Here is a 19,230-nt window from a genome sequence, read left to right as displayed (position 1 = left end):
CGGCGCGTCCCGCAAGACCGCCTTATCGGTCAAGATCCCGGTGCGGTTCGTATCCGGAACAGCTGTCCGGTTAGGCTCAGGTCATGCATGCCTGGCCCGCTTCTGAGGTCCCCGCCCTGCCCGGCAAGGGCCGCGACCTCCGGATTCACGACACCGCGACCGGCGGACGAGTCACCCTCGCCCCCGGCCCCGTCGCCCGTCTCTACGTCTGCGGCATCACACCGTACGACGCGACCCACATGGGTCACGCGGCGACCTACAACGCGTTCGACCTCGTTCAGCGCGTGTGGCTCGACACCAAGCGGCAGGTTCACTATGTCCAGAACGTGACCGACGTGGACGACCCGCTCCTGGAGCGCGCCATCCGCGACGGCATCGACTGGGTCGGCCTCGCCGAGCGCGAGACCGCCCTGTTCCGCGAGGACATGACCGCGCTGCGCATGCTGCCGCCGCAGCACTACATCGGTGCCGTCGAGGCGATACCGGGCATCGTGCCGCTCGTCGAGCGGCTGCGGGACTCCGGCGCCGCCTACGAGCTCGAGGGCGACATCTACTTCTCCGTCGAGGCCGATCCGCACTTCGGCCAGGTGTCGAACTACGACACCGAGCTGATGCGCCACCTCTCCGCCGAGCGCGGCGGCGACCCGGAGCGCCCCGGCAAGAAGAACCCGCTCGACCCGATGCTGTGGATGGCCGCCCGCGAGGGCGAGCCGAGCTGGGACGGCGCCAGCCTCGGCGCCGGCCGCCCCGGCTGGCACATCGAGTGCGTCGCCATCGCCCTCGACCACCTCGGCATGGGCTTCGACGTCCAGGGCGGCGGCTCCGACCTGATCTTCCCGCACCACGAGATGGGCGCCTCCCACGCCCAGGCCCTCACCGGCGAGTTCCCCATGGCCAAGGCGTACGTACACGCCGGCATGGTCGCCCTGAACGGCGAGAAGATGTCCAAGTCCAAGGGCAACCTGGTCTTCGTCTCCGCGCTCCGAAAGGAAGGCGTCGACCCGGCCGCCATCCGGCTGGCGCTGCTCTCGCACCACTACCGCGCCGACTGGGAGTGGACCGACGACGTCCTCCAGCAGGCCGTCGAGCGCGTCGGCCGCTGGCGCGCCGCGGTCTCGCGCCCCGACGGCCCGTCCGCCGACGCCCTCGTCGAGGAGCTCCGCGAGGCGCTCGCCGACGACCTGGACGCCCCGGCCGCGCTCGCCGCGGTCGACCGCTGGGCCGCGCTCCAGCAGGCCGAGGGCGGCACCGACGAGTCCGCCCCGGGTCTCGTCTCGCGCGCCGTCGACGCACTGCTCGGCGTCGCGCTCTAGGGGGCGAGACGCCCCCTGGGGCCTCTCCGGCCCTGACCCGCCGGAAACCCCCTAGAGCCGCCGCGGGCCGCTCCCGGAATCGATAAGTCCAGGAGCGGCCCGCGCAAGTCCATGGCCCGACGGCGCCCACGGCGCTAGACAGGGCCGCATGAGATCACCAACGCGACTGAGAACAGCGGCAGTTGGCGCACTCCTCGGCCTGCTCGCCGCCTTCGCCGGACCCGGCGGGAGCGCGGCGGCGGCCGATCCGCCCGACACCACGGTCGGCGAGGTCACCGGCTTCGCCGCCGACGGCCCGGTCTACCGGCTGACCGCCGGCCACGCCGAGGCCCGGGTCAGCTTCGTCTCCGCGGAGACCTTCCGCATCGAACTCGCCCCCGACGGGAAGTTCACCGACCCCACCGGCCAGGACATCGTCCTGCCGCAGGGCCCGCCGCCCGCCACCCGCTGGTCCGACCGCGGCGACCGCTACGAACTCAGCACCGCCCGCGTGACCCTGCGCGCCTACAAGGCGCCGCTGCGCTTCGCCGCATTCCGCGCCGACGGCACGCCCCTGTGGTCCGAGGCCCAGGGCCTCACCTGGAACCAGGACCGCACCACCCAGACCCTCGCCCGCGGCGCCGCCGAGCAGTTCTACGGCGCCGGCATGCAGAACGGCCGCGGCAACACCTCCCACCGGGGCAAGACGGTCGAGGTCGGCGTGGACTACGACTGGAACGACGGCGGCCACCCCAACTCCGTCCCGTTCTACCTCTCCTCCGCCGGATACGGCGTCTACCGCAACACCTACGCCCCGAACACCTACGTCTTCGGCGAGCCCGTCACCACAACCGCCCGCGAACAGCGCTTCGACGCCTACTACTTCGCGGGCAGCGGGCCCGGCGCCCTCAAGGACGTCATCGGCCAGTACACCCGCCTGACCGGCAAACCGTTCCTGCCGCCCGTCTACGGACTGGAGATCGGCGACGCCGACTGCTACCTCCACAACGCCAACCGCGGCGAACGCCACACCCTCGACGCCCTCGAGATCGCCGACGGCTACGTCCGCAACGACATGCCGAACGGCTGGATGCTCGTCAACGACGGCTACGGCTGCGGCTACGAGAACCTCGCCGAGACCGCCCAGGGCCTCCAGGCACGCGGTATGCAGCTCGGCCTGTGGACCGAGGACGGCATCGACAAGCTCGGCGAGCAGGTGAAGGCCGGCCAGCGGGTCGCCAAGCTCGACGTCGCCTGGGTCGGCGAGGGCTACAAGTTCGCCCTCGACGGCTGCAAGGGCGCGTACGCCGGCATCGAGGCGGGCAGTGACGCCCGCGGCTTCACCTGGGCCCCCGAGAGCTGGTCCGGCGCCCAGCGCTGCGGCGTCCAGTGGTCCGGCGACCAGTCCGGCAGCTGGGAGTACATCCGCTGGCAGATCCCCACCTACGCGGGCGCCTCCATGTCCGGGCTCGCCTACACCACCGGCGACGTCGACGGCATCTTCGGCGGCAGCCCCAAGACGTACACCCGTGACCTGCAGTGGAAGATGTTCCTGCCGGTCACCATGACGATGGACGGCTGGGCCGCCAACGACAAGCAGCCCTTCCGCTACGGCGAGCCGTACACCTCCGTCAACCGTGCCTCCCTCAAGCTCCACGAGGCGCTGCTGCCCTACATCTACTCGCACGCCCACGAGGCCACCCGGACCGGCGTCGGCCTCGCCCGGCCCCTCGTCCTCGAATACCCCGACGACCCGGTGGCCGCCTCCGACGCCGCCAAGTACGAGTTCCTCAGCGGCCAGGACTTCCTCGTCGCCCCCGTCTACCAGGACGCCGTGGAGCGCGACGCCATCTATCTCCCCAAGGGCACCTGGATCGACTACTGGAGCGGCCGCACCTACGAAGGCCCGCTCACCCTGGACGACTACAGCGCCCCCCTCGACACCCTGCCCCTGTTCGTCCGGGCCGGCGCCGCCGTCCCCATGTGGCCCGGCGGCATCCGCTCGTACACCCAGCGCACCTCCGGCGCCCCGCTCGCCTGGGACATCTACCCGCAGGGCACCTCCTCGTTCACCCTGTACGAGGACGACGGCGTCACCCGCGACCACCGCACCGGCCGCTATGCCACCCAGCGCGCCGACGTCCAGGCCCCGGCCCGGGGCGCCGGCGACGTGACCGTGCGGATCGGCGCGAGCGCCGGCGACTACACGGGCAAGTCCGCCGCCCGGCCCTACGAGTTCACCGTCCACACCGGCGACGCGCCGGGCGGCGTGACCCTCGGCGGCCGCGCGCTGCCGCGGCTCGCCTCGAAGGCCGCCTTCGAGGCCGCCGCGCAGGGCTGGTTCTACGACCGCGACGACCGCGGGGGAGTGGTACGGGTCAAGACGGCCGCCCAGCGGACCGACCGCGCCTTCACCCTCACCCTGAGCGCCACCAGCGCCGTCGGCGGAGCGGTCCCGGGGGCCGCCGCCACCCTCGCCGCCCCGGCCGCACAGGAGCTGGGCGCGGGCGTGCCCGGCACCGTCGCCGTCGACGTCACCGCCGGCAGCAGGGACGCCACCGGCGTCGAGGTCGCGCTGAACGTCCCGGCCGGCTGGCAGGTCGCCGCGCCCGCCCCGATCGCCCGCATCCCGGCCGGCACCACCCGGCGCGTCGAGCTCACCGTGACCCCCGCCAAGGGCGCCGTACCGGGCGAGGCCACCCTCACCGCGAGCGTCCGCCACCGCGCCGCCGGGCAGGACCGCACCGCGCTCCAGCGGTTCGCCGTCGGCGTGATGCCGCCTCCGCCGACCGCCCCGGCCTGGGCGAGCGACCTGGTCTGGCTGAAGTCGGGGAACGGCTGGGGCCCGCCCGAACGCGACCGCTCCAACGGCGAGTCGGGCGCCGCCGACGGCCGGACCCTCACCCTGGCCGGCAGGACCTACGAGAAGGGCATCGGCGCCCACGCCGACTCCGACATCGAGGTCTACCTCGGCGGCCGCTGCACCGCGCTCACCGCGGACGTCGGCATCGACGACGAGATCAACGGCTACGGGGACGTGGCCTTCTCCGTCGAGGCCGACGGCAAGGTGCTGTGGACCTCGCCCCGGCTGACCGGAGCCTCGGCGACGCTCCCGGTGAACGTCGGCGTGACCGGCGCCCGCCACGTCCGTCTGAAGATCACCGACACCAACGGATCCAAGAGCGGCGATCACGGCGACTGGGCCGCCGCCCGCTTCGACTGCGCCTGACGGAGCGGTACGGGAGGGGTGGCCGCGCCACCCCTCCCGTACAGGTCAGTCCTCGGAGCCCTCGTCGTCCTCGCCCGGCCGCTCGGAGTCCGGCCGCTCGGAGCCCGGCGGCTCGGCACCCGGCGCCTCGGACTCGGCGCCCGGCACCGCCTCGGGTCCCGGCTGCTGCGGCTTCGGCGGGCGGGTCCGCCCGCTGGGGCTTTCCCGCAGGTACGAGGTGTCGCCGCCCTCCGTCGCCAGACCGGGGCCCGGTCCGGGGCCCGAGCCGGGCTCACGGCGCCGCAGATAGCGCTCGAACTCGCGGGCGATGGCCTCGCCGGAGGCCTCCGGCAGCTCCGCCGTGTCCCGCGCCTCCTCCAGGGTCTGGACGTACTCGGCCACCTCGCTGTCCTCGGCGGCCAGCTGGTCCACGCCCAGCTGCCAGGCCCGCGCGTCCTCGGGCAGCTCGCCCAGCGGGATGCGCAGGCCGATCAGGTCCTCGAGGCGGTTGAGCAGCGCGAGCGTCGCCTTCGGGTTCGGCGGCTGCGACACGTAGTGCGGCACCGCCGCCCACAGGCTCACCGCCGGCACCCCGGCGTGCGTGCACGCCTCCTGGAGGATGCCCACGATGCCCGTCGGGCCCTCGTAACGCGTCTCCTCCAGCTCCATCGTGCGCGCCAGATCGGGGTCGGAGGTGACCCCGCTGACCGGCACCGGACGCGTGTGCGGGGTGTCGCCGAGCAGCGCGCCCAGGATCACCACCATCTCCACGCCCAGTTCGTGGGCGAAGCCGAGCAGTTCGTTGCAGAACGAACGCCAGCGCATCGACGGCTCGATCCCGCGCACCAGGACCAGGTCCCGGGGCTTGTCGCCACCGATCCGCACCACGGAGAGCCGGGTCGTCGGCCAGGTGATCTTCCGGACGCCGCCGTCCAGCCACACCGTGGGCCGGTTGACCTGGAAGTCGTAGTAGTCCTCGGCGTCGAGCGCCGCGAACACCTCGCCCTTCCATTCCCGGTCCAGATGGGCGACCGCCGCGGAGGCGGCGTCACCGGCGTCGTTCCACCCCTCGAACGCGGCCACCATGACCGGGTCGATCAGCTCGGGAACCCCCTCGAGCTCGATCACCCAGCGCCTCCTTCGTCGAAGTTCCTGTCGTACGGACCAACCTTACGGCTTTCCGGCGGCCCGCCCGCAGCCCTCGGACACGCCCGAAAGCCCTGTCGGCCTTGATCGACTACCCAGGATCCCGGGTCCGCACACGGCGGCCGCGCGACCCCGCCGGACGGCCCGGGCACGCGTAAGGGGCGCTCTCCCGGGGAGAGCGCCCCTTACGGCTGATGGTGCGGCGCGGGGCTCAGCCGCGCAGCATGTCCTCGACCCTGCCGCGGATCTCGTCCGTGGCCAGTCCGCGGATCGTCAGCGTCGTACGGCGGCGCAGCACGTCGTCCGCCGTCTCGGCCCACTCGTGGTCCCGGGCGTAGGCGACCTGGGCCCAGATCTCCGGGGCGTCCGGGTGGATGCGCTGGGCGAGCTCCGGGTTGTCGTTCGCCATGCGGGCGATGTCGAAGGAGAGCGAACCGTAGTGCGTCGCCAGGTGCTTGGCGGTGTCCGCGGACATCCGCGGGCCGGGCGCCGGGCCGTCCACGAGCAGACGGTGGGCGACCGCGTTCGGGTTGGCTATGCCGGGCAGCGGCAGCCGCTTCGGCAGGGTGGCGACCGGCTCGTAGTCGTCGCCGAGCGGGTGACCCGGCAGCGACTCCAGCTTCTTCATGATGGTGCGGCCGATGTGGCGGAAGGTGGTCCACTTGCCGCCGGCCACCGACAGCATGCCGCCGCGGCCCTCGGTGACGACCGTCTCGCGCTTGGCCTTGGAGGTGTCGCCGGGACCGCCGGGAAGCACCCGCAGACCCGCGAAGGCGTAGGTGATCAGCGAGCGGTCGAGCTGCTGGTCGCGGATGGAGAAGGCGGCCTCGTCCAGGATCTGGGCGGTGTCCTTCTCGTTGACCGCGACCTCGCCCGGGTCGCCCTCGTACTCCTCGTCGGTGGTGCCGAGCAGCAGCATGTCCTCCCAGGGGAGGGCGAAGGTGATGCGGTACTTGTCGATCGGGGTGGCGAGCGCGGCCTTCCACGGCGCGGTGCGCTTGAGGACCAGGTGCGCGCCCTTGGAGAGGCGGATGGACGGCGCCGCGTTGGGGTCCTCCATCTTGCGCAGGTGGTCCACCCACGGGCCGGTGGCGTTCAGGACCAGGCGGGCGCTGACGCCGAACTCGTCACCGGACATGCGGTCCCTGAGCTCGGCGCCGGTGACCCGGCCCTTGGTGAAGCGCAGGCCGGTGACCTCGGCGTGGTTGAGGACGACCGCGCCGGCGTCGACCGCGGCGCGGACCGTCATCAGGGCCATGCGGGAGTCGTTCATCTGGTCGTCGCCGTAGACGGCGACGGCCTTGAGGTTGTCCGTGCGCAGCTCCGGCACGTCCTGGGCGGCCTTGGCGGGGCTCAGCAGGTGGCCGACGCCGTCACCGAAGGCGGACAGGGCGCTGTAGGCGAAGACGCCGGCACCGAGCTTGGCCGCCCCGTGCGGGCCGCCCTTGTAGACGGGCAGGTAGAAGGTGAGCGGGTTGGACAGGTGGGGGGCCACCTGGCGGGAGACCGCGCGCCGCTCGAAGTGGTTCTCCGCGACCAGCTTCACGGCGCCGGTCTGCAGGTAGCGCAGGCCGCCGTGGAGCAGCTTGGAGGAGGCGGAGGAGGTGGCGCCGGCGAAGTCGCCGGCGTCCACCAGGGCCACCCGCAGGCCCGACTGCGCGGCGTGCCAGGCGGTGGAGATGCCCAGGATGCCGCCGCCGATCACCAGGAGGTCGTACGTCGCCTTGGACAGCTGCTCTCTGGTCTCGGCGCGGGTCGGCAGGGAACCGGCAGCCGGGTGCTTCCCCAGGGAGGGGAGGCTCTGCAGGGTGGTCATCGCGAATTACTCCTCGTCAGTTCTCTTCTGCTTCGAGCCAGCCCATGGAGCGCTCTACGGCCTTGAGCCAGTTCTTGTACTCGCTGTCGCGCTTGTCGGCGTCCATGCGAGGGGTCCACTCGGCGGCCCGGCGCCAGTTGGCGCGCAGGGCGTCGGTGTCGGGCCAGAAGCCGACGGCCAGACCGGCGGCGGCGTAGGCGGCGCCGAGGCAGGTGGTCTCGGCGACCATCGGGCGCACCACGGGGGCGTCCAGGAAGTCCGAGAGGGTCTGCATCAGCAGGTTGTTGGAGGTCATGCCGCCGTCGACCTTGAGCGCGGAGAGCTCGACGCCGGAGTCCTTGGTCATGGCGTCGGTGATCTCGCGGGTCTGCCAGGCGGTGGCCTCGAGGACGGCACGGGCGATGTGCGCCTTGGTGACGTACCGGGTGAGGCCGGCGATCACACCGCGGGCGTCGGAGCGCCAGTACGGGGCGAACAGGCCGGAGAAGGCGGGGACGAAGTAGGCGCCGCCGTTGTCCTCGACCGAGGAGGCCAGGGTCTCGATCTCGGCGGCGGACTTGATCAGGCCCATCTGGTCGCGCATCCACTGGACGAGCGAGCCGGTGACGGCGATGGAGCCCTCGAGGGCGTAGACCGGCTTCTGGTCGCCGATCTGGTAGCCGACCGTGGTCAGCAGGCCGCTGTAGGAGTTGATGATCTTGTCGCCGGTGTTCATCAGCATGAACGTGCCGGTGCCGTACGTCGACTTCGCCTCGCCCTCGGCGAAGCAGGTCTGGCCGAAGAGCGCGGCCTGCTGGTCGCCGAGCGCCGAGGCGACCGGGACGCCCGCGAGGATGCCGTCCTTGACGTGGCCGTAGACCTCGGCGGAGGACTTGATCTCCGGGAGGACGTTGAGCGGGACGTCCATGGACTCGGCGATCTTCTCGTCCCAGGCCAGGGTGTGCAGGTTCATCAGCATGGTGCGCGAGGCGTTGGTGACGTCGGTGACGTGCACGCCGCCCTGGGCGCCGCCGGTGAGGTTCCAGATGACCCACGAGTCCATGGTGCCGAAGAGGATGTCGCCGGCCTCGGCGCGCTCGCGCAGGCCCTCGACGTTGTCGAGCAGCCAGCGGACCTTCGGGCCGGCGAAGTAGCTCGCCAGCGGCAGGCCGGTCTCGCGCCGGAAGCGGTCCTGGCCGACGTTGCGGCCGAGCTCCTTGCACAGGGCGTCGGTGCGGGTGTCCTGCCAGACCAGCGCGTTGTGGACGGGCTCGCCGGTGTTCTTGTCCCACAGGACGGTGGTCTCGCGCTGGTTGGTGATGCCGACGGCCTTGACGTCCGCGGCGGTGATCCCGGCCTTGGCGATGGCCCCGGCGACGACCTCCTGGACGTTGGTCCAGATCTCGGTGGCGTTGTGCTCGACCCAGCCCGGCTTCGGGAAGATCTGCTCGTGCTCCTTCTGGTCGACGGCGACGATCCGGCCGTCCTTGTCGAAGACGATGCAGCGGGACGAGGTGGTGCCCTGGTCGATGGCCGCGATGAACGGGCCGGAGGTGTGTGCGTCGGTCACGGTGTACTCCAAGGTCTGGAAGAAGGACGGCTCAGGCGAACGCGATGTTGTAGATACCCGCTGCGATGGCGCCGCCGATCAGCGGACCGGCGACCGGGATCCAGGCGTAGCTCCAGTCGGAGCCGCCCTTGTTCGGCAGCGGCAGGAGGGCGTGCACGATGCGCGGGCCGAGGTCACGGGCCGGGTTGATCGCGTAACCGGTCGGACCGCCGAGCGAGAGGCCGATGGAGACGACGACGAAGGCGGTGATCAGGGCGCCGATGACGCCGAGGCCCTTGCCGCTGTCGTTGAGGCCCTGGGTGAGCACGGCGAGGACCAGCACGACGGTGCCGATGATCTCGGTGGCCAGGTTCTGCCAGGTGTTACGGATCTCGGGGCCGGTCGAGAAGATGCCCAGCACGGGGCCGGCGCCGGGGGCCGCCTTCTGGTCGACCATGCCTTCCTCGTGCGGCGTGGAGATGATCTCGCGGTCCGTCAGGTGGGCCTGGAACTGGCCGTAGTAGGCCACCCAGACCAGCGCCGCACCGATCATCGCGCCGAGCAGCTGACCGGCGATGTAGACCGGTACGTCGCTCCACTCGCCGTCCTTGATCGCGATACCGATCGTGACGGCGGGGTTCAGATGGGCCCCGGAGAGGGAAGCGGTCATGTACACGGCCGTCATGACGGCGAAGCCCCACCCGAAGGTGATCGCGAGCCAGCCCGCGCCGCGGGCCTTGGAGCTCTTGAGCGTGACGGCGGCGCAGACACCGCCGCCGAGCAGAATGAGAACGGCGGTACCGATGGTCTCGCCGATGAAGATGTCGGAGCTGGACACCCGCGACTCCTTTGTCCTTCGTCCAGGGGAAGGCGAACCAACGGGTCCCTCCGGTGGTCCGCGCCCTCATGGTGAGGGCGTTGCCGGCCCTTGGCACTGTCACACCCTAGCGCGTATTGCCGGTAGCTGTTCGACAATGCCGACCGATGAACGGAAGTTTTGCGCCACGGTTAACAGCGCGTCAAGGGTTGCGGGTGCGGAAAACCCGCCGATAACGCGATCGTTACCGACGGGTCAGGGGGCTGCGGACGCGACCCGGCCTACGACGAGAACCGGCCACACGCCCCAGGTCAGAACCGGCCCGCTCCCAGGTCCCGCGACACCGCCCGGGCGCAGTCCCGCACCGCGGCGACCAGCTCCGAACGCAGCTCGCCCGAGGCGCACACCCGCTCCACCGCGCCCGTGATGGCCACCGCGCCCACCGGCATCCGCCGCCGGTCGTGGATCGGCGCCGCCACCGAGGCCACGCCCTCCCAGGTCTCCTCCACGTCCGCGGCCCAGCCGCGCGCCCGGGTCATGTCGAGCACCGACTCGAAGCCCGAGAGGTCGGTGACGGTACGAGGCGTGAATGGCTCCCGCTCGACCTCCAGGGCCTCGCTGTGCGCCACCGGGTCGTACGCCGAGAGGACCTTGCCCAGGGCCGTGGAGTGCAGCGGCTGCATGGCCCCCACCTCCAGGACCTGCCGGCTGTCATCGGGCCGGAAGACGTGGTGGACGATCAGCACGCCCTTCTGGTGCAGCACGCCGAGGTGGACGCTCTCCCCGCTGGAGCGGGCCAGGTCGTCCGTCCACACCAGCGCCCGCGCGCGCAGCTCGTGCACGTCCAGATAGCTGTTGCCGAGCCGCAGCAGCTCCGCGCCCAGCTGATAGCGGCCCGAGGCCGGGTCCTGCTCCACGAAGCCCTCGGCCTGCAGGGTGCGCAGGATGCCGTGGGCCGTCCCCTTGGCCAGGCCCAGGGAGGAGGCGATGTCGGACAGACCGAGCCGGCGCTCGCCGCCCGCGAGCAGTCGCAGCATCGCCGCCGCCCGTTCAAGCGACTGGATGTTCTTCGCCATCGCTCGGCCCTTCTCCTCACATGCTGTTCGACAATGCTGAACACTATCGGTCGATGCCGACCCCGTGTCACACAGACAGTGTCATGCAAGAACGGTCCGGACCGGGAGTCCCCGGACACAGGATGCAGTCCGCCCAGTGGAATGCGATGTCCACCCCGGCACCCGCACGGTTAGTCTGACCCCGTGCACCCTCCACCGAGCGTGCAAAGCCGACAGCCGTCGCATCCCAGGGAGCTCATCCATGGCCTCGTCGCCGACCCCGTCCGCCGACCTCCGCAGCCGTGCGACAGCGCTGCGCGAAGCGCTCGCCACCCGAGTCGTCGTCGCCGACGGCGCCATGGGCACGATGCTCCAGGCGCAGGACCCGACCCTCGAGGACTTCCAGAACCTCGAAGGCTGTAACGAGATCCTCAACGTCACCCGGCCCGACATCGTCGCCTCGGTGCACCGCGAGTACTTCTCCGCCGGCGTCGACTGCGTCGAGACCAACACCTTCGGCGCCAACCTCGCCGCCCTGGGCGAGTACGACATCCCCGAGCGCGTCCACGAGCTCTCCGAGTCCGGCGCCCGCATCGCCCGCGAGATCGCCGACGAGTTCACCGCCGCCACCGGACAGCAGCGCTGGGTCCTCGGCTCCATGGGCCCCGGCACCAAGCTGCCCACCCTCGGCCACGCCCCGTACACCGCGCTGCGCGACGCCTACCAGCAGAACGCCGAGGGCCTGATCGCCGGCGGCGCCGACGCCCTGCTCGTCGAAACCACCCAGGACCTCCTGCAGACCAAGGCCTCGGTCATCGGCGCCCGGCGCGCCCTCGAAGCCCTCGGCGCCGACGTCCCGCTCATCTGCTCCGTCACCGTCGAGACCACCGGCACCATGCTGCTCGGCTCCGAGATCGGCGCCGCCCTCACCGCGCTCGAGCCGCTCGGCATCGACATGATCGGCCTCAACTGCGCCACCGGCCCCGCCGAGATGAGCGAGCACCTGCGCTACCTCGCCCGCCACTCGCGCATCCCGCTCTCCTGCATGCCCAACGCCGGCCTGCCGGTGCTCACCTCCGACGGCGCCCACTACCCGCTGTCCCCCGCCGAGCTCGCCGACGCCCAGGAGACCTTCGTCCGCGAGTACGGCCTCTCCCTCATCGGCGGCTGCTGCGGCACCACCCCCGAGCACCTGCGCCAGGTCGTCGAGCGGGTCCGCGACCTCACCCCGACGACCCGCGACCCGCGCCCCGAGCCCGGCGCCGCCTCCCTCTACCAGACCGTCCCCTTCCGCCAGGACACCTCCTACATGGCGATCGGCGAGCGGACCAACGCCAACGGCTCCAAGAAGTTCCGCGAGGCCATGCTCGAGGCCCGCTGGGACGACTGCGTCGAGATGGCCCGCGACCAGATCCGCGAGGGCGCGCACATGCTCGACCTGTGCGTGGACTACGTCGGCCGCGACGGCGTCGCCGACATGGAGGAGCTCGCCGGCCGCTTCGCCACCGCCTCCACCCTGCCCATCGTCCTCGACTCCACCGAGGTCGAGGTCATCCGGGCCGGCCTGGAGAAGCTGGGCGGCCGCGCCGTCATCAACTCCGTCAACTACGAGGACGGCGACGGCCCCGAGTCCCGCTTCGCCAAGGTCACCCGCCTCGCCCAGGAGCACGGCGCCGCGCTGATCGCCCTCACCATCGACGAGGAGGGCCAGGCCCGCACCGTCGAGAACAAGGTCGCCATCGCCGAGCGGCTCATCGACGACCTCACCGGCAACTGGGGCATCCACGAGTCGGACATCCTCATCGACACCCTGACCTTCACCATCTGCACCGGCCAGGAGGAGTCCCGGGGCGACGGCATCGCCACCATCGAGGCCATCCGCGAGCTCAAGCGCCGCCACCCCGCCGTACAGACCACGCTCGGCCTGTCCAACATCTCCTTCGGCCTCAACCCGGCCGCCCGCATCCTGCTCAACTCCGTCTTCCTCGACGAGTGCGTCAAGGCCGGCCTGGACTCGGCCATCGTCCACGCGAGCAAGATCCTTCCGATCGCCCGCTTCGACGAGGAGCAGGTCACCACCGCCCTCGACCTGATCTACGACCGGCGACGCCCCCAGCAGGGCGACGAGCCGGCCTACGACCCGCTGCAGAAGCTGATGGCCCTCTTCGAGGGCGCCACCACCAAGTCCCTCAAGGCGGGCAAGGCCGAGGAACTGCTCGCCCTGCCCCTGGAGGAGCGGCTCAAGCGCCGGATCATCGACGGCGAGAAGAACGGCCTGGAGGCCGACCTCGACGAGGCCCTCACGACCACACCCGCCCTCGACATCGTCAACAACACCCTGCTCGACGGCATGAAGGTGGTCGGCGAGCTGTTCGGCTCCGGCCAGATGCAGCTGCCGTTCGTGCTCCAGTCCGCCGAGGTCATGAAGACCGCGGTGGCCCACCTGGAGCCGCACATGGAGAAGTCGGACGCCGAGGGCAAGGGCACCATCGTCCTCGCCACCGTCCGCGGCGACGTCCACGACATCGGCAAGAACCTCGTCGACATCATCCTCTCCAACAACGGCTACAACGTCGTCAACCTGGGCATCAAGCAGCCCGTCTCCGCGATCCTGGAGGCCGCCGAGGAGCACCGCGCCGACGTCATCGGCATGTCCGGCCTCCTGGTCAAGTCCACCGTGATCATGAAGGAGAACCTGGAGGAGCTGAACCAGCGCGAGCTGGCCGCCAAGTACCCGGTGATCCTCGGCGGCGCGGCCCTCACCCGGGCCTACGTCGAGCAGGACCTGCACGAGATCTACCAGGGCGAGGTCCGCTACGCCCGCGACGCCTTCGAGGGCCTGCGCCTGATGGACGCCCTCATCGCCGTCAAGCGCGGCGTCCCCGGCGCCACCCTGCCCGAACTCAAGCAGCGCCGCGTCGCCAAGGGCACCGCCGCCCTCCAGGTCGAGGAGCAGGAGCCCGGCGGCCGCTCCGACGTCGCCGTCGACAACCCCGTTCCCACCCCGCCGTTCTGGGGCACCCGGGTCGTCAAGGGCATCCAGCTCAAGGAGTACGCGAGCTGGCTCGACGAGGGCGCCCTCTTCAAGGGCCAGTGGGGCCTCAAGCAGAACCGGGCCGGCGACGGACCGACGTACGAGGAGCTGGTGGAGACCGAGGGCCGGCCGCGGTTGCGCGGCTGGCTGGAGCGCCTGCACACGGAGAACCTCCTGGAGGCGGCCGTCGTCCACGGCTACTTCCCCTGCGTCTCCAAGGGCGACGACCTGATCATCCTCGACGACGCCGGCAACGAGCGCACCCGCTTCACCTTCCCGCGCCAGCGGCGCGGCAAGCGACTGTGCCTCGCGGACTTCTTCCGCCCAGAGGAGTCCGGCGAGACCGACGTCGTCGGCCTGCAGGTCGTCACCGTCGGCAACCGGATCGGCGAGGCCACCGCCAAGCTCTTCGAGTCCGACTCCTACCGCGACTATCTCGAGCTGCACGGCCTCTCGGTCCAGCTGGCCGAGGCCCTGGCCGAGTACTGGCACGCCCGGGTCCGCGCCGAGCTCGGCTTCGGCGCCGAGGACCCCGAGGACGTCGAGGACATGTTCGCGCTCAAGTACCGCGGCGCGCGCTTCTCCCTCGGCTACGGCGCCTGCCCGAACCTGGAGGACCGGGCCAAGATCGCCGAGCTCCTGGAGCCGGAGCGGATCGGCGTCCACCTCTCGGAGGAGTTCCAGCTGCACCCCGAGCAGTCCACGGACGCCATCGTCATCCATCACCCCGAGGCGAAGTACTTCAACGCTCGGTAACCGGTACGGGGGTAAATCCCTGCGCCGCGTGTGATCCGGACGTACACTTGTCGGTCCAGTGCTGAGGCCGGTCGCCCACCCCCGTACCGGGGTGGGCGACCGGCCTTCTCGTCCCTCGATGGAGGTGTGCCGGATGACCAGTACGGTCCCCGCGTCCTTGTTCCGTGCCGACGGGAGCTCCGCCCTGCAGGCGGTCTTCCTCGACATGGACGGCACCCTCGTCGACACCGAGGGCTTCTGGTGGGACGCGGAGGCGGAGGTCTTCGCCGACCTCGGCCACCGGCTCGACGAGTCCTGGCGCGACATCGTCGTCGGCGGCCCGATGACGCGCAGCGCCGGCTACCTCATCGAGGCCACGGGGGCCGACATCACCCTCGAAGAGCTCACCGTGCTGCTCAACGAGAAGTTCGAGCAGCGCATCGACCGGGGCGTGCCCCTGATGCCGGGCGCCGAGCGGCTGCTCACGGAGCTGGTGCGGCACAACATCCCGACCGCCCTGGTCTCGGCCTCGCACCGCAGGATCATCGACCGCGTGCTCGCCTCGCTCGGCCCCGACCGCTTCGCCCTCACCATCGCCGGCGACGAGGTGACCCGTACCAAGCCGCACCCCGAGCCGTACCTGACCGCCGCGCGCGGGGTGGGCGCGGAGCCCGCCCTGTGCGCCGTCGTCGAGGACACCGCGACCGGGGTCGCCGCGGCCGAGGCGGCCGGCTGCCGGGTCGTGGCGGTGCCCTCCGTCGCGCCGATCGCGCCCTCCGCCGGCCGGGTCGTGGTGCGCTCCCTGGAGGAGGTCGACGTCCCGTTCCTGCGGACGCTCATCGCCTCGCCCAACGGAAGCTGACCCTCCGCCCCGCCTCAGCCCCCTGAGACCTGCATCCTTCAGGCCATCCGCCGAAAAGAACCCTGAGTGAGCTTGCTCACGCAGAGTGCCGACCGGCGGGTGGCCTGTCTGCGTGCGGTGTCCGGAACATGACCTTTACCCCCTGCCCATGTGTCCCGATTCGATCAGTCACGTACGAATCATTCCCGTGCATGACTATCGAACTCCGTGTATTCATGATCGCTCTGTGCTCATCACGCCGCCCCTCCCCGTGCGGCGACCGCAGCGCCGCCCACTAATCTTTTCGCGAGTACTCCGCCGCACCTCCGAGTGCCCCGGCGACCACCCGACTCGCCGCGTACACAGGACCGATCGCACCCCATCCCGGCCCGATCGCCCCGCCCCGACCGGGCGGCCGGCGGAGTGACCGAAGCCGCTGTACATACGCCGGCGTCACCCCGTGCCGGATGAGGAGAACGTCCCTGATGAAGCGCAAGACCCTGGTGCTGCCCCTGACGGCCGCACTGCTCGCGCCCCTGCTCGCCGCCTGCGGCGGATCCGGGGAGAGCAGAGCCATCGTCGTCGGCACCACGGACCAGTTCGTCGCCACCGAGGACGCCCCCGCCCCGCTCGACCCGGCCTACGCCTACGACACCGGCGCCTGGAACGTCCTGCGGCAGACCGTGCAGACGCTCATGCACGTCCCGCGCGGCAGCGGCCAGCCGGTCCCCGAGGCCGCCGAGAGCTGCGGCTTCTCCGACAAGGTGAGCGAGAGCTACCGCTGCAAGCTCCGCGAGGGCCTCACCTTCGCCGACGGCACCCCGGTCACCGCCGACGACGTCAAGTTCTCCGTCGAGCGCGTCCTCGCCATCAAGTCCGACAACGGCACCGCCGCCCTCCTGGCCAACATCGACACCGTCGAGACCCAGGGCGACCGCGAAGTGGTCTTCCACCTCAAGACACCCGACGCGACCTTCCCGTACAAGCTCTCCACCCCCGTCGCCGGCATCCTCAGCAAGGACAAGTACGGCGCCAAGGAGCTCCGCGACGGCTTCGCCATCGACGGCTCCGGCCCGTACACGATGAAGACCGAGCTCGACGGCGACCGGGTCAAGAAGTTCGTCTTCACCAAGAACGACCGGTACAAGGGCGACATCACCCTGCGCAACGACCGGGTCGAACTGCGCCCCTTCGACGACTCCGCCGGCATGGACGCGGCGCTCGAGAACGACGAGATCGACATGATGGCCCGCAGCATGTCGCAGCCGCAGATCAAGGAGCTCACCGAGCAGCCCAAGGACGGCATCGAGCTCACCGAGGTCCCCGGCCTGGAGATCCGCTACCTCGCCTTCAACACCAAGGCCGCCTCCGTCGACGACAAGGCCGTACGACAGGCCATGGCCTCCGTCGTCGACCGCGGCGCCCTCGTCAGCGAGGTCTACGGCCCCACCGCGCAGCCGCTCTACTCGCTGATCCCCTCCAGCGTCACCGGCCACTCCACGTCGTTCATCGACACCTACGGAGAGCCGGACACCTCCAAGGCCGCCCGGATCCTGCGCAACGCCGGGGTCAAGACGCCCGTCAAGATCACCCTGAACTACACCACCGACCACTACGGCGCCGAGACGGCGAAGGAGTTCGAGGCCCTGCGCGGCCAGCTCAACGCCACCAAGCTCTTCGACGCCCGGATCCAGGGCACCGAATGGTCCAAGTTCCGCCCGGCCCAGAAGCGCGGCGACTACGCCGTCTACGGCCTCGGCTGGTTCCCCGACTACCCGGACCCGGACAACTACATCGCTCCGTTCCTCGACAGCGACAACTTCCTCAACACCCCCTACGTCAACCAGTCCGTCCGTGACCGGCTGATCCCGGCCTCGCGCCGCGAGGCCGACCGCACCGCCGCGACCCCCGTCTTCGAGCAGATCCAGAAGATCGTCGCCAAGGACGTGCCCATCCTGCCGCTGTGGCAGGGCAAGCAGTACGTCGCCGCCCGCGACGACGTCACCGGAGTCGAGTGGGCGCTGAACACGTCCTCCGACCTGCTCCTGTGGGAGCTCGGCCGCGGCACCGCCTGACCCCTTCGTTGTACCGGCCGCGCAGCCGTTGCGCGGCCGGCCTGGCAAGAGATCAAGAGGCAAGTTCTGTGAAGGCACACAACAAGTGGCTGACCGCCCCGCTCGCGGCGGGCCTGGCGGCCGCGATGCTCAGCGGCTGCGGCACCGAACAGGGCGGCGGCTCCGGAGACTCCGGTGACACCGTCCGGGTCGGCATGTCGGACGACATCATGGCGACCGACCCCGCGGCCGGCTACGACCCCGGCTCCTGGCTGCTGTTCAACAACGTCTTCCAGTCCCTGCTCAGCTTCCCGAAGGGCACCTCGGAGCCCGAGCCCGAGGCCGCCGACAAGTGCGGCTTCCAGTCCGGCAGCAAGGTCTACACCTGCACGCTCCGCGACGGCCTGAAGTTCTCCAACGGCAACCCGCTCACCTCCGAGGACGTCAAGTTCTCCTTCGAACGCGCGCTGAAGATCGCCGACCCCTCCGGCCCCGCGCCGCTGCTGTCGACCATCGACCGCATCGAGACCCCCGACGAGAAGACCGTCGTCTTCAGGCTGAAGGTCCCCGACGCCACCTTCCCCAGCAAGATCGCCTCCGGTGCCGGCTCCATCGTCGACCACCGCGAGTACCCGGCCGACGCGCTGCGCACCGACGGCAAGACGGCCGGCTCCGGCCCGTACAAGCTCGACTCGATCAGCAAGACCGAGGCCGTCTTCACCGCCAACGACGCCTACCACGGCAACGCCAAGCGCAGGAACAGCGGCGTCACCCTCAAGCTCTACGACGGCGACCGCGAGGCCCTCTCCAAGGCCCTGTCCGCCGACGAGATCGACGTCGCCTACCGAGGCCTGTCCGCCGACGAGATCGCCACCCTCGAAGCCTCCACCAGCGCCGACAAGGGCATCGAGGTCGTCCAGGGCACCAGCGCCGAGGTCCAGCACCTCGTCTTCAACGTCAAGGACCCCGTCGTCGGCAAGCTCGGCGTCCGCAAGGCCATCGCCCACCTCGTCGACCGCGAGGCGCTCGTCCAGGACATCCACAAGTCGACCGCCACCCCGCTCTACTCCATCGTCCCGGCGGGCATCCCCGGCCACAACACGGCCTTCTTCGACACCTACGGCAGCCCCGACAAGGGCAAGGCCGAAAAGGCGCTCCGCTCCGCCGGCATCACCGGCAAGGTCAAGCTCACCCTCTGGTCCACCCCCAGCCGCTACGGCCCCTCCACCGACCAGGAAGTCAAGGCGATAGCCGAGCAGCTCAACGCCAGCGGCCTGTTCGACGCCGACGCCAAGTCCGTCGCCTACGAGCAGTACGAGAAGGACATCGCCGCCGGAAAGTACGGCGTCTACGTCAAGGGCTGGGTCCCCGACTACCCCGACGCGGACAACTTCACCACCCCGTTCTTCGGCGACGACAACGTCCTCGGCAACCGCTACGACAACGCCCAGATCACCGGCGAACTGCTGCCGGCCGTCGCCGCGTCCCCCGACCGCTCCGAGACCGGGTCCACCTACAACAAGGTCCAGGACCTCGTCGCCGAGGAATTGCCGCTCCTCCCGCTCTGGCAGGGCAAGCAGTACGCCGTCGCCCGCGACGGCGTCACCGGCCTGGAGTGGACCCTGGACGCCTCCACCGTCTTCCGCTTCTGGGAGATCAAGAAGGGCTGACCCCCGCCACAGCACGAAGGGCCCGGTATGCACC

General features: G+C 70.8%; 11 protein-coding genes. 6 read left to right on the top strand and 5 right to left on the bottom strand.

All coding sequences use genetic code 11. The features are described from left to right. Positions 1-83 precede the first annotated feature (83 nt). Positions 84-1,313: a cysteine--1-D-myo-inosityl 2-amino-2-deoxy-alpha-D-glucopyranoside ligase gene (gene mshC, locus ACIGEZ_RS10175; RefSeq protein ID WP_399828345.1), complete on the top strand. Its 1,230-nt coding sequence runs from the start codon at positions 84-86 to the stop codon at positions 1,311-1,313. Between the two features lie 148 nt (positions 1,314-1,461). Then, positions 1,462-4,521 (top strand): NPCBM/NEW2 domain-containing protein, encoded by a 3,060-nt coding sequence (locus ACIGEZ_RS10170; RefSeq protein WP_399828343.1) that lies wholly within the window; start codon positions 1,462-1,464, stop codon positions 4,519-4,521. Between the two features lie 45 nt (positions 4,522-4,566). Here the strand turns inward: ACIGEZ_RS10170 and ACIGEZ_RS10165 are convergent, their stop codons facing one another. From ACIGEZ_RS10165 to ACIGEZ_RS10145, 5 genes are all read right to left on the bottom strand, one after another. Then, entirely contained in the window at positions 4,567-5,628 is a 1,062-nt protein-coding gene (locus ACIGEZ_RS10165) for a PAC2 family protein (RefSeq protein WP_399828340.1), read from the bottom strand. A gap of 229 nt (positions 5,629-5,857) precedes the next feature. Next, positions 5,858-7,462, bottom strand: coding sequence for an FAD-dependent oxidoreductase (locus ACIGEZ_RS10160; protein WP_399828336.1), 1,605 nt, complete (start codon positions 7,460-7,462; stop codon positions 5,858-5,860). A gap of 16 nt (positions 7,463-7,478) precedes the next feature. After that, entirely contained in the window at positions 7,479-9,011 is a 1,533-nt protein-coding gene (glpK, locus tag ACIGEZ_RS10155; RefSeq protein WP_399828334.1) for a glycerol kinase GlpK, read from the bottom strand. A gap of 31 nt (positions 9,012-9,042) precedes the next feature. Further along, on the bottom strand, positions 9,043-9,828 hold the full coding sequence (locus ACIGEZ_RS10150) for an MIP/aquaporin family protein (protein ID WP_399828331.1): 786 nt from the start codon (positions 9,826-9,828) through the stop codon (positions 9,043-9,045). 290 nt (positions 9,829-10,118) lie between these two features. Further along, positions 10,119-10,883 carry an IclR family transcriptional regulator gene (locus ACIGEZ_RS10145; RefSeq protein WP_399828329.1) on the bottom strand — a complete coding sequence of 255 codons (765 nt, stop codon included), beginning with the start codon at positions 10,881-10,883 and terminating at the stop codon, positions 10,119-10,121. Between the two features lie 241 nt (positions 10,884-11,124). On the opposite strand from ACIGEZ_RS10145, the gene metH reads away from it, so the two are divergent. From metH to ACIGEZ_RS10125, 4 genes are all read left to right on the top strand, one after another. Beyond that, positions 11,125-14,652: a methionine synthase gene (gene metH / locus ACIGEZ_RS10140; RefSeq protein WP_399828326.1), complete on the top strand. Its 3,528-nt coding sequence runs from the start codon at positions 11,125-11,127 to the stop codon at positions 14,650-14,652. A gap of 133 nt (positions 14,653-14,785) precedes the next feature. Beyond that, a complete protein-coding gene (locus tag ACIGEZ_RS10135; protein ID WP_399828324.1) occupies positions 14,786-15,493 on the top strand; it encodes an HAD family hydrolase in 708 nt (235 codons plus the stop codon). Between the two features lie 464 nt (positions 15,494-15,957). Continuing rightward, a complete protein-coding gene (locus ACIGEZ_RS10130) occupies positions 15,958-17,547 on the top strand; it encodes an ABC transporter substrate-binding protein (RefSeq protein WP_399828321.1) in 1,590 nt (529 codons plus the stop codon). A 68-nt stretch (positions 17,548-17,615) separates the two neighbouring features. Beyond that, positions 17,616-19,196, top strand: coding sequence for an ABC transporter substrate-binding protein (locus tag ACIGEZ_RS10125; protein ID WP_399828318.1), 1,581 nt, complete (start codon positions 17,616-17,618; stop codon positions 19,194-19,196). Positions 19,197-19,230: the final 34 nt, after the last annotated feature.

The sequence above is a fragment of the Streptomyces sp. NPDC085481 genome, from assembly GCF_044541845.1.
In the GTDB taxonomy this organism is placed as follows: domain Bacteria; phylum Actinomycetota; class Actinomycetes; order Streptomycetales; family Streptomycetaceae; genus Streptomyces.
The sequence above is the reverse complement of the archived record's forward strand: the minus strand, read 5'-3'. Positions and strand labels throughout refer to the sequence as shown.

Coding starts and splice junctions, on each gene's coding strand:
- mshC (WP_399828345.1), top strand. CDS start 84: ATGCATGCCTGGCCCGCTTCTGAGGTCCCCGCCCTGCCCGGCAAGGGC.
- ACIGEZ_RS10170 (WP_399828343.1), top strand. CDS start 1,462: ATGAGATCACCAACGCGACTGAGAACAGCGGCAGTTGGCGCACTCCTC.
- ACIGEZ_RS10160 (WP_399828336.1), bottom strand. CDS start 7,462: ATGACCACCCTGCAGAGCCTCCCCTCCCTGGGGAAGCACCCGGCTGCC.
- ACIGEZ_RS10145 (WP_399828329.1), bottom strand. CDS start 10,883: ATGGCGAAGAACATCCAGTCGCTTGAACGGGCGGCGGCGATGCTGCGA.
- metH (WP_399828326.1), top strand. CDS start 11,125: ATGGCCTCGTCGCCGACCCCGTCCGCCGACCTCCGCAGCCGTGCGACA.
- ACIGEZ_RS10135 (WP_399828324.1), top strand. CDS start 14,786: ATGACCAGTACGGTCCCCGCGTCCTTGTTCCGTGCCGACGGGAGCTCC.
- ACIGEZ_RS10130 (WP_399828321.1), top strand. CDS start 15,958: ATGAAGCGCAAGACCCTGGTGCTGCCCCTGACGGCCGCACTGCTCGCG.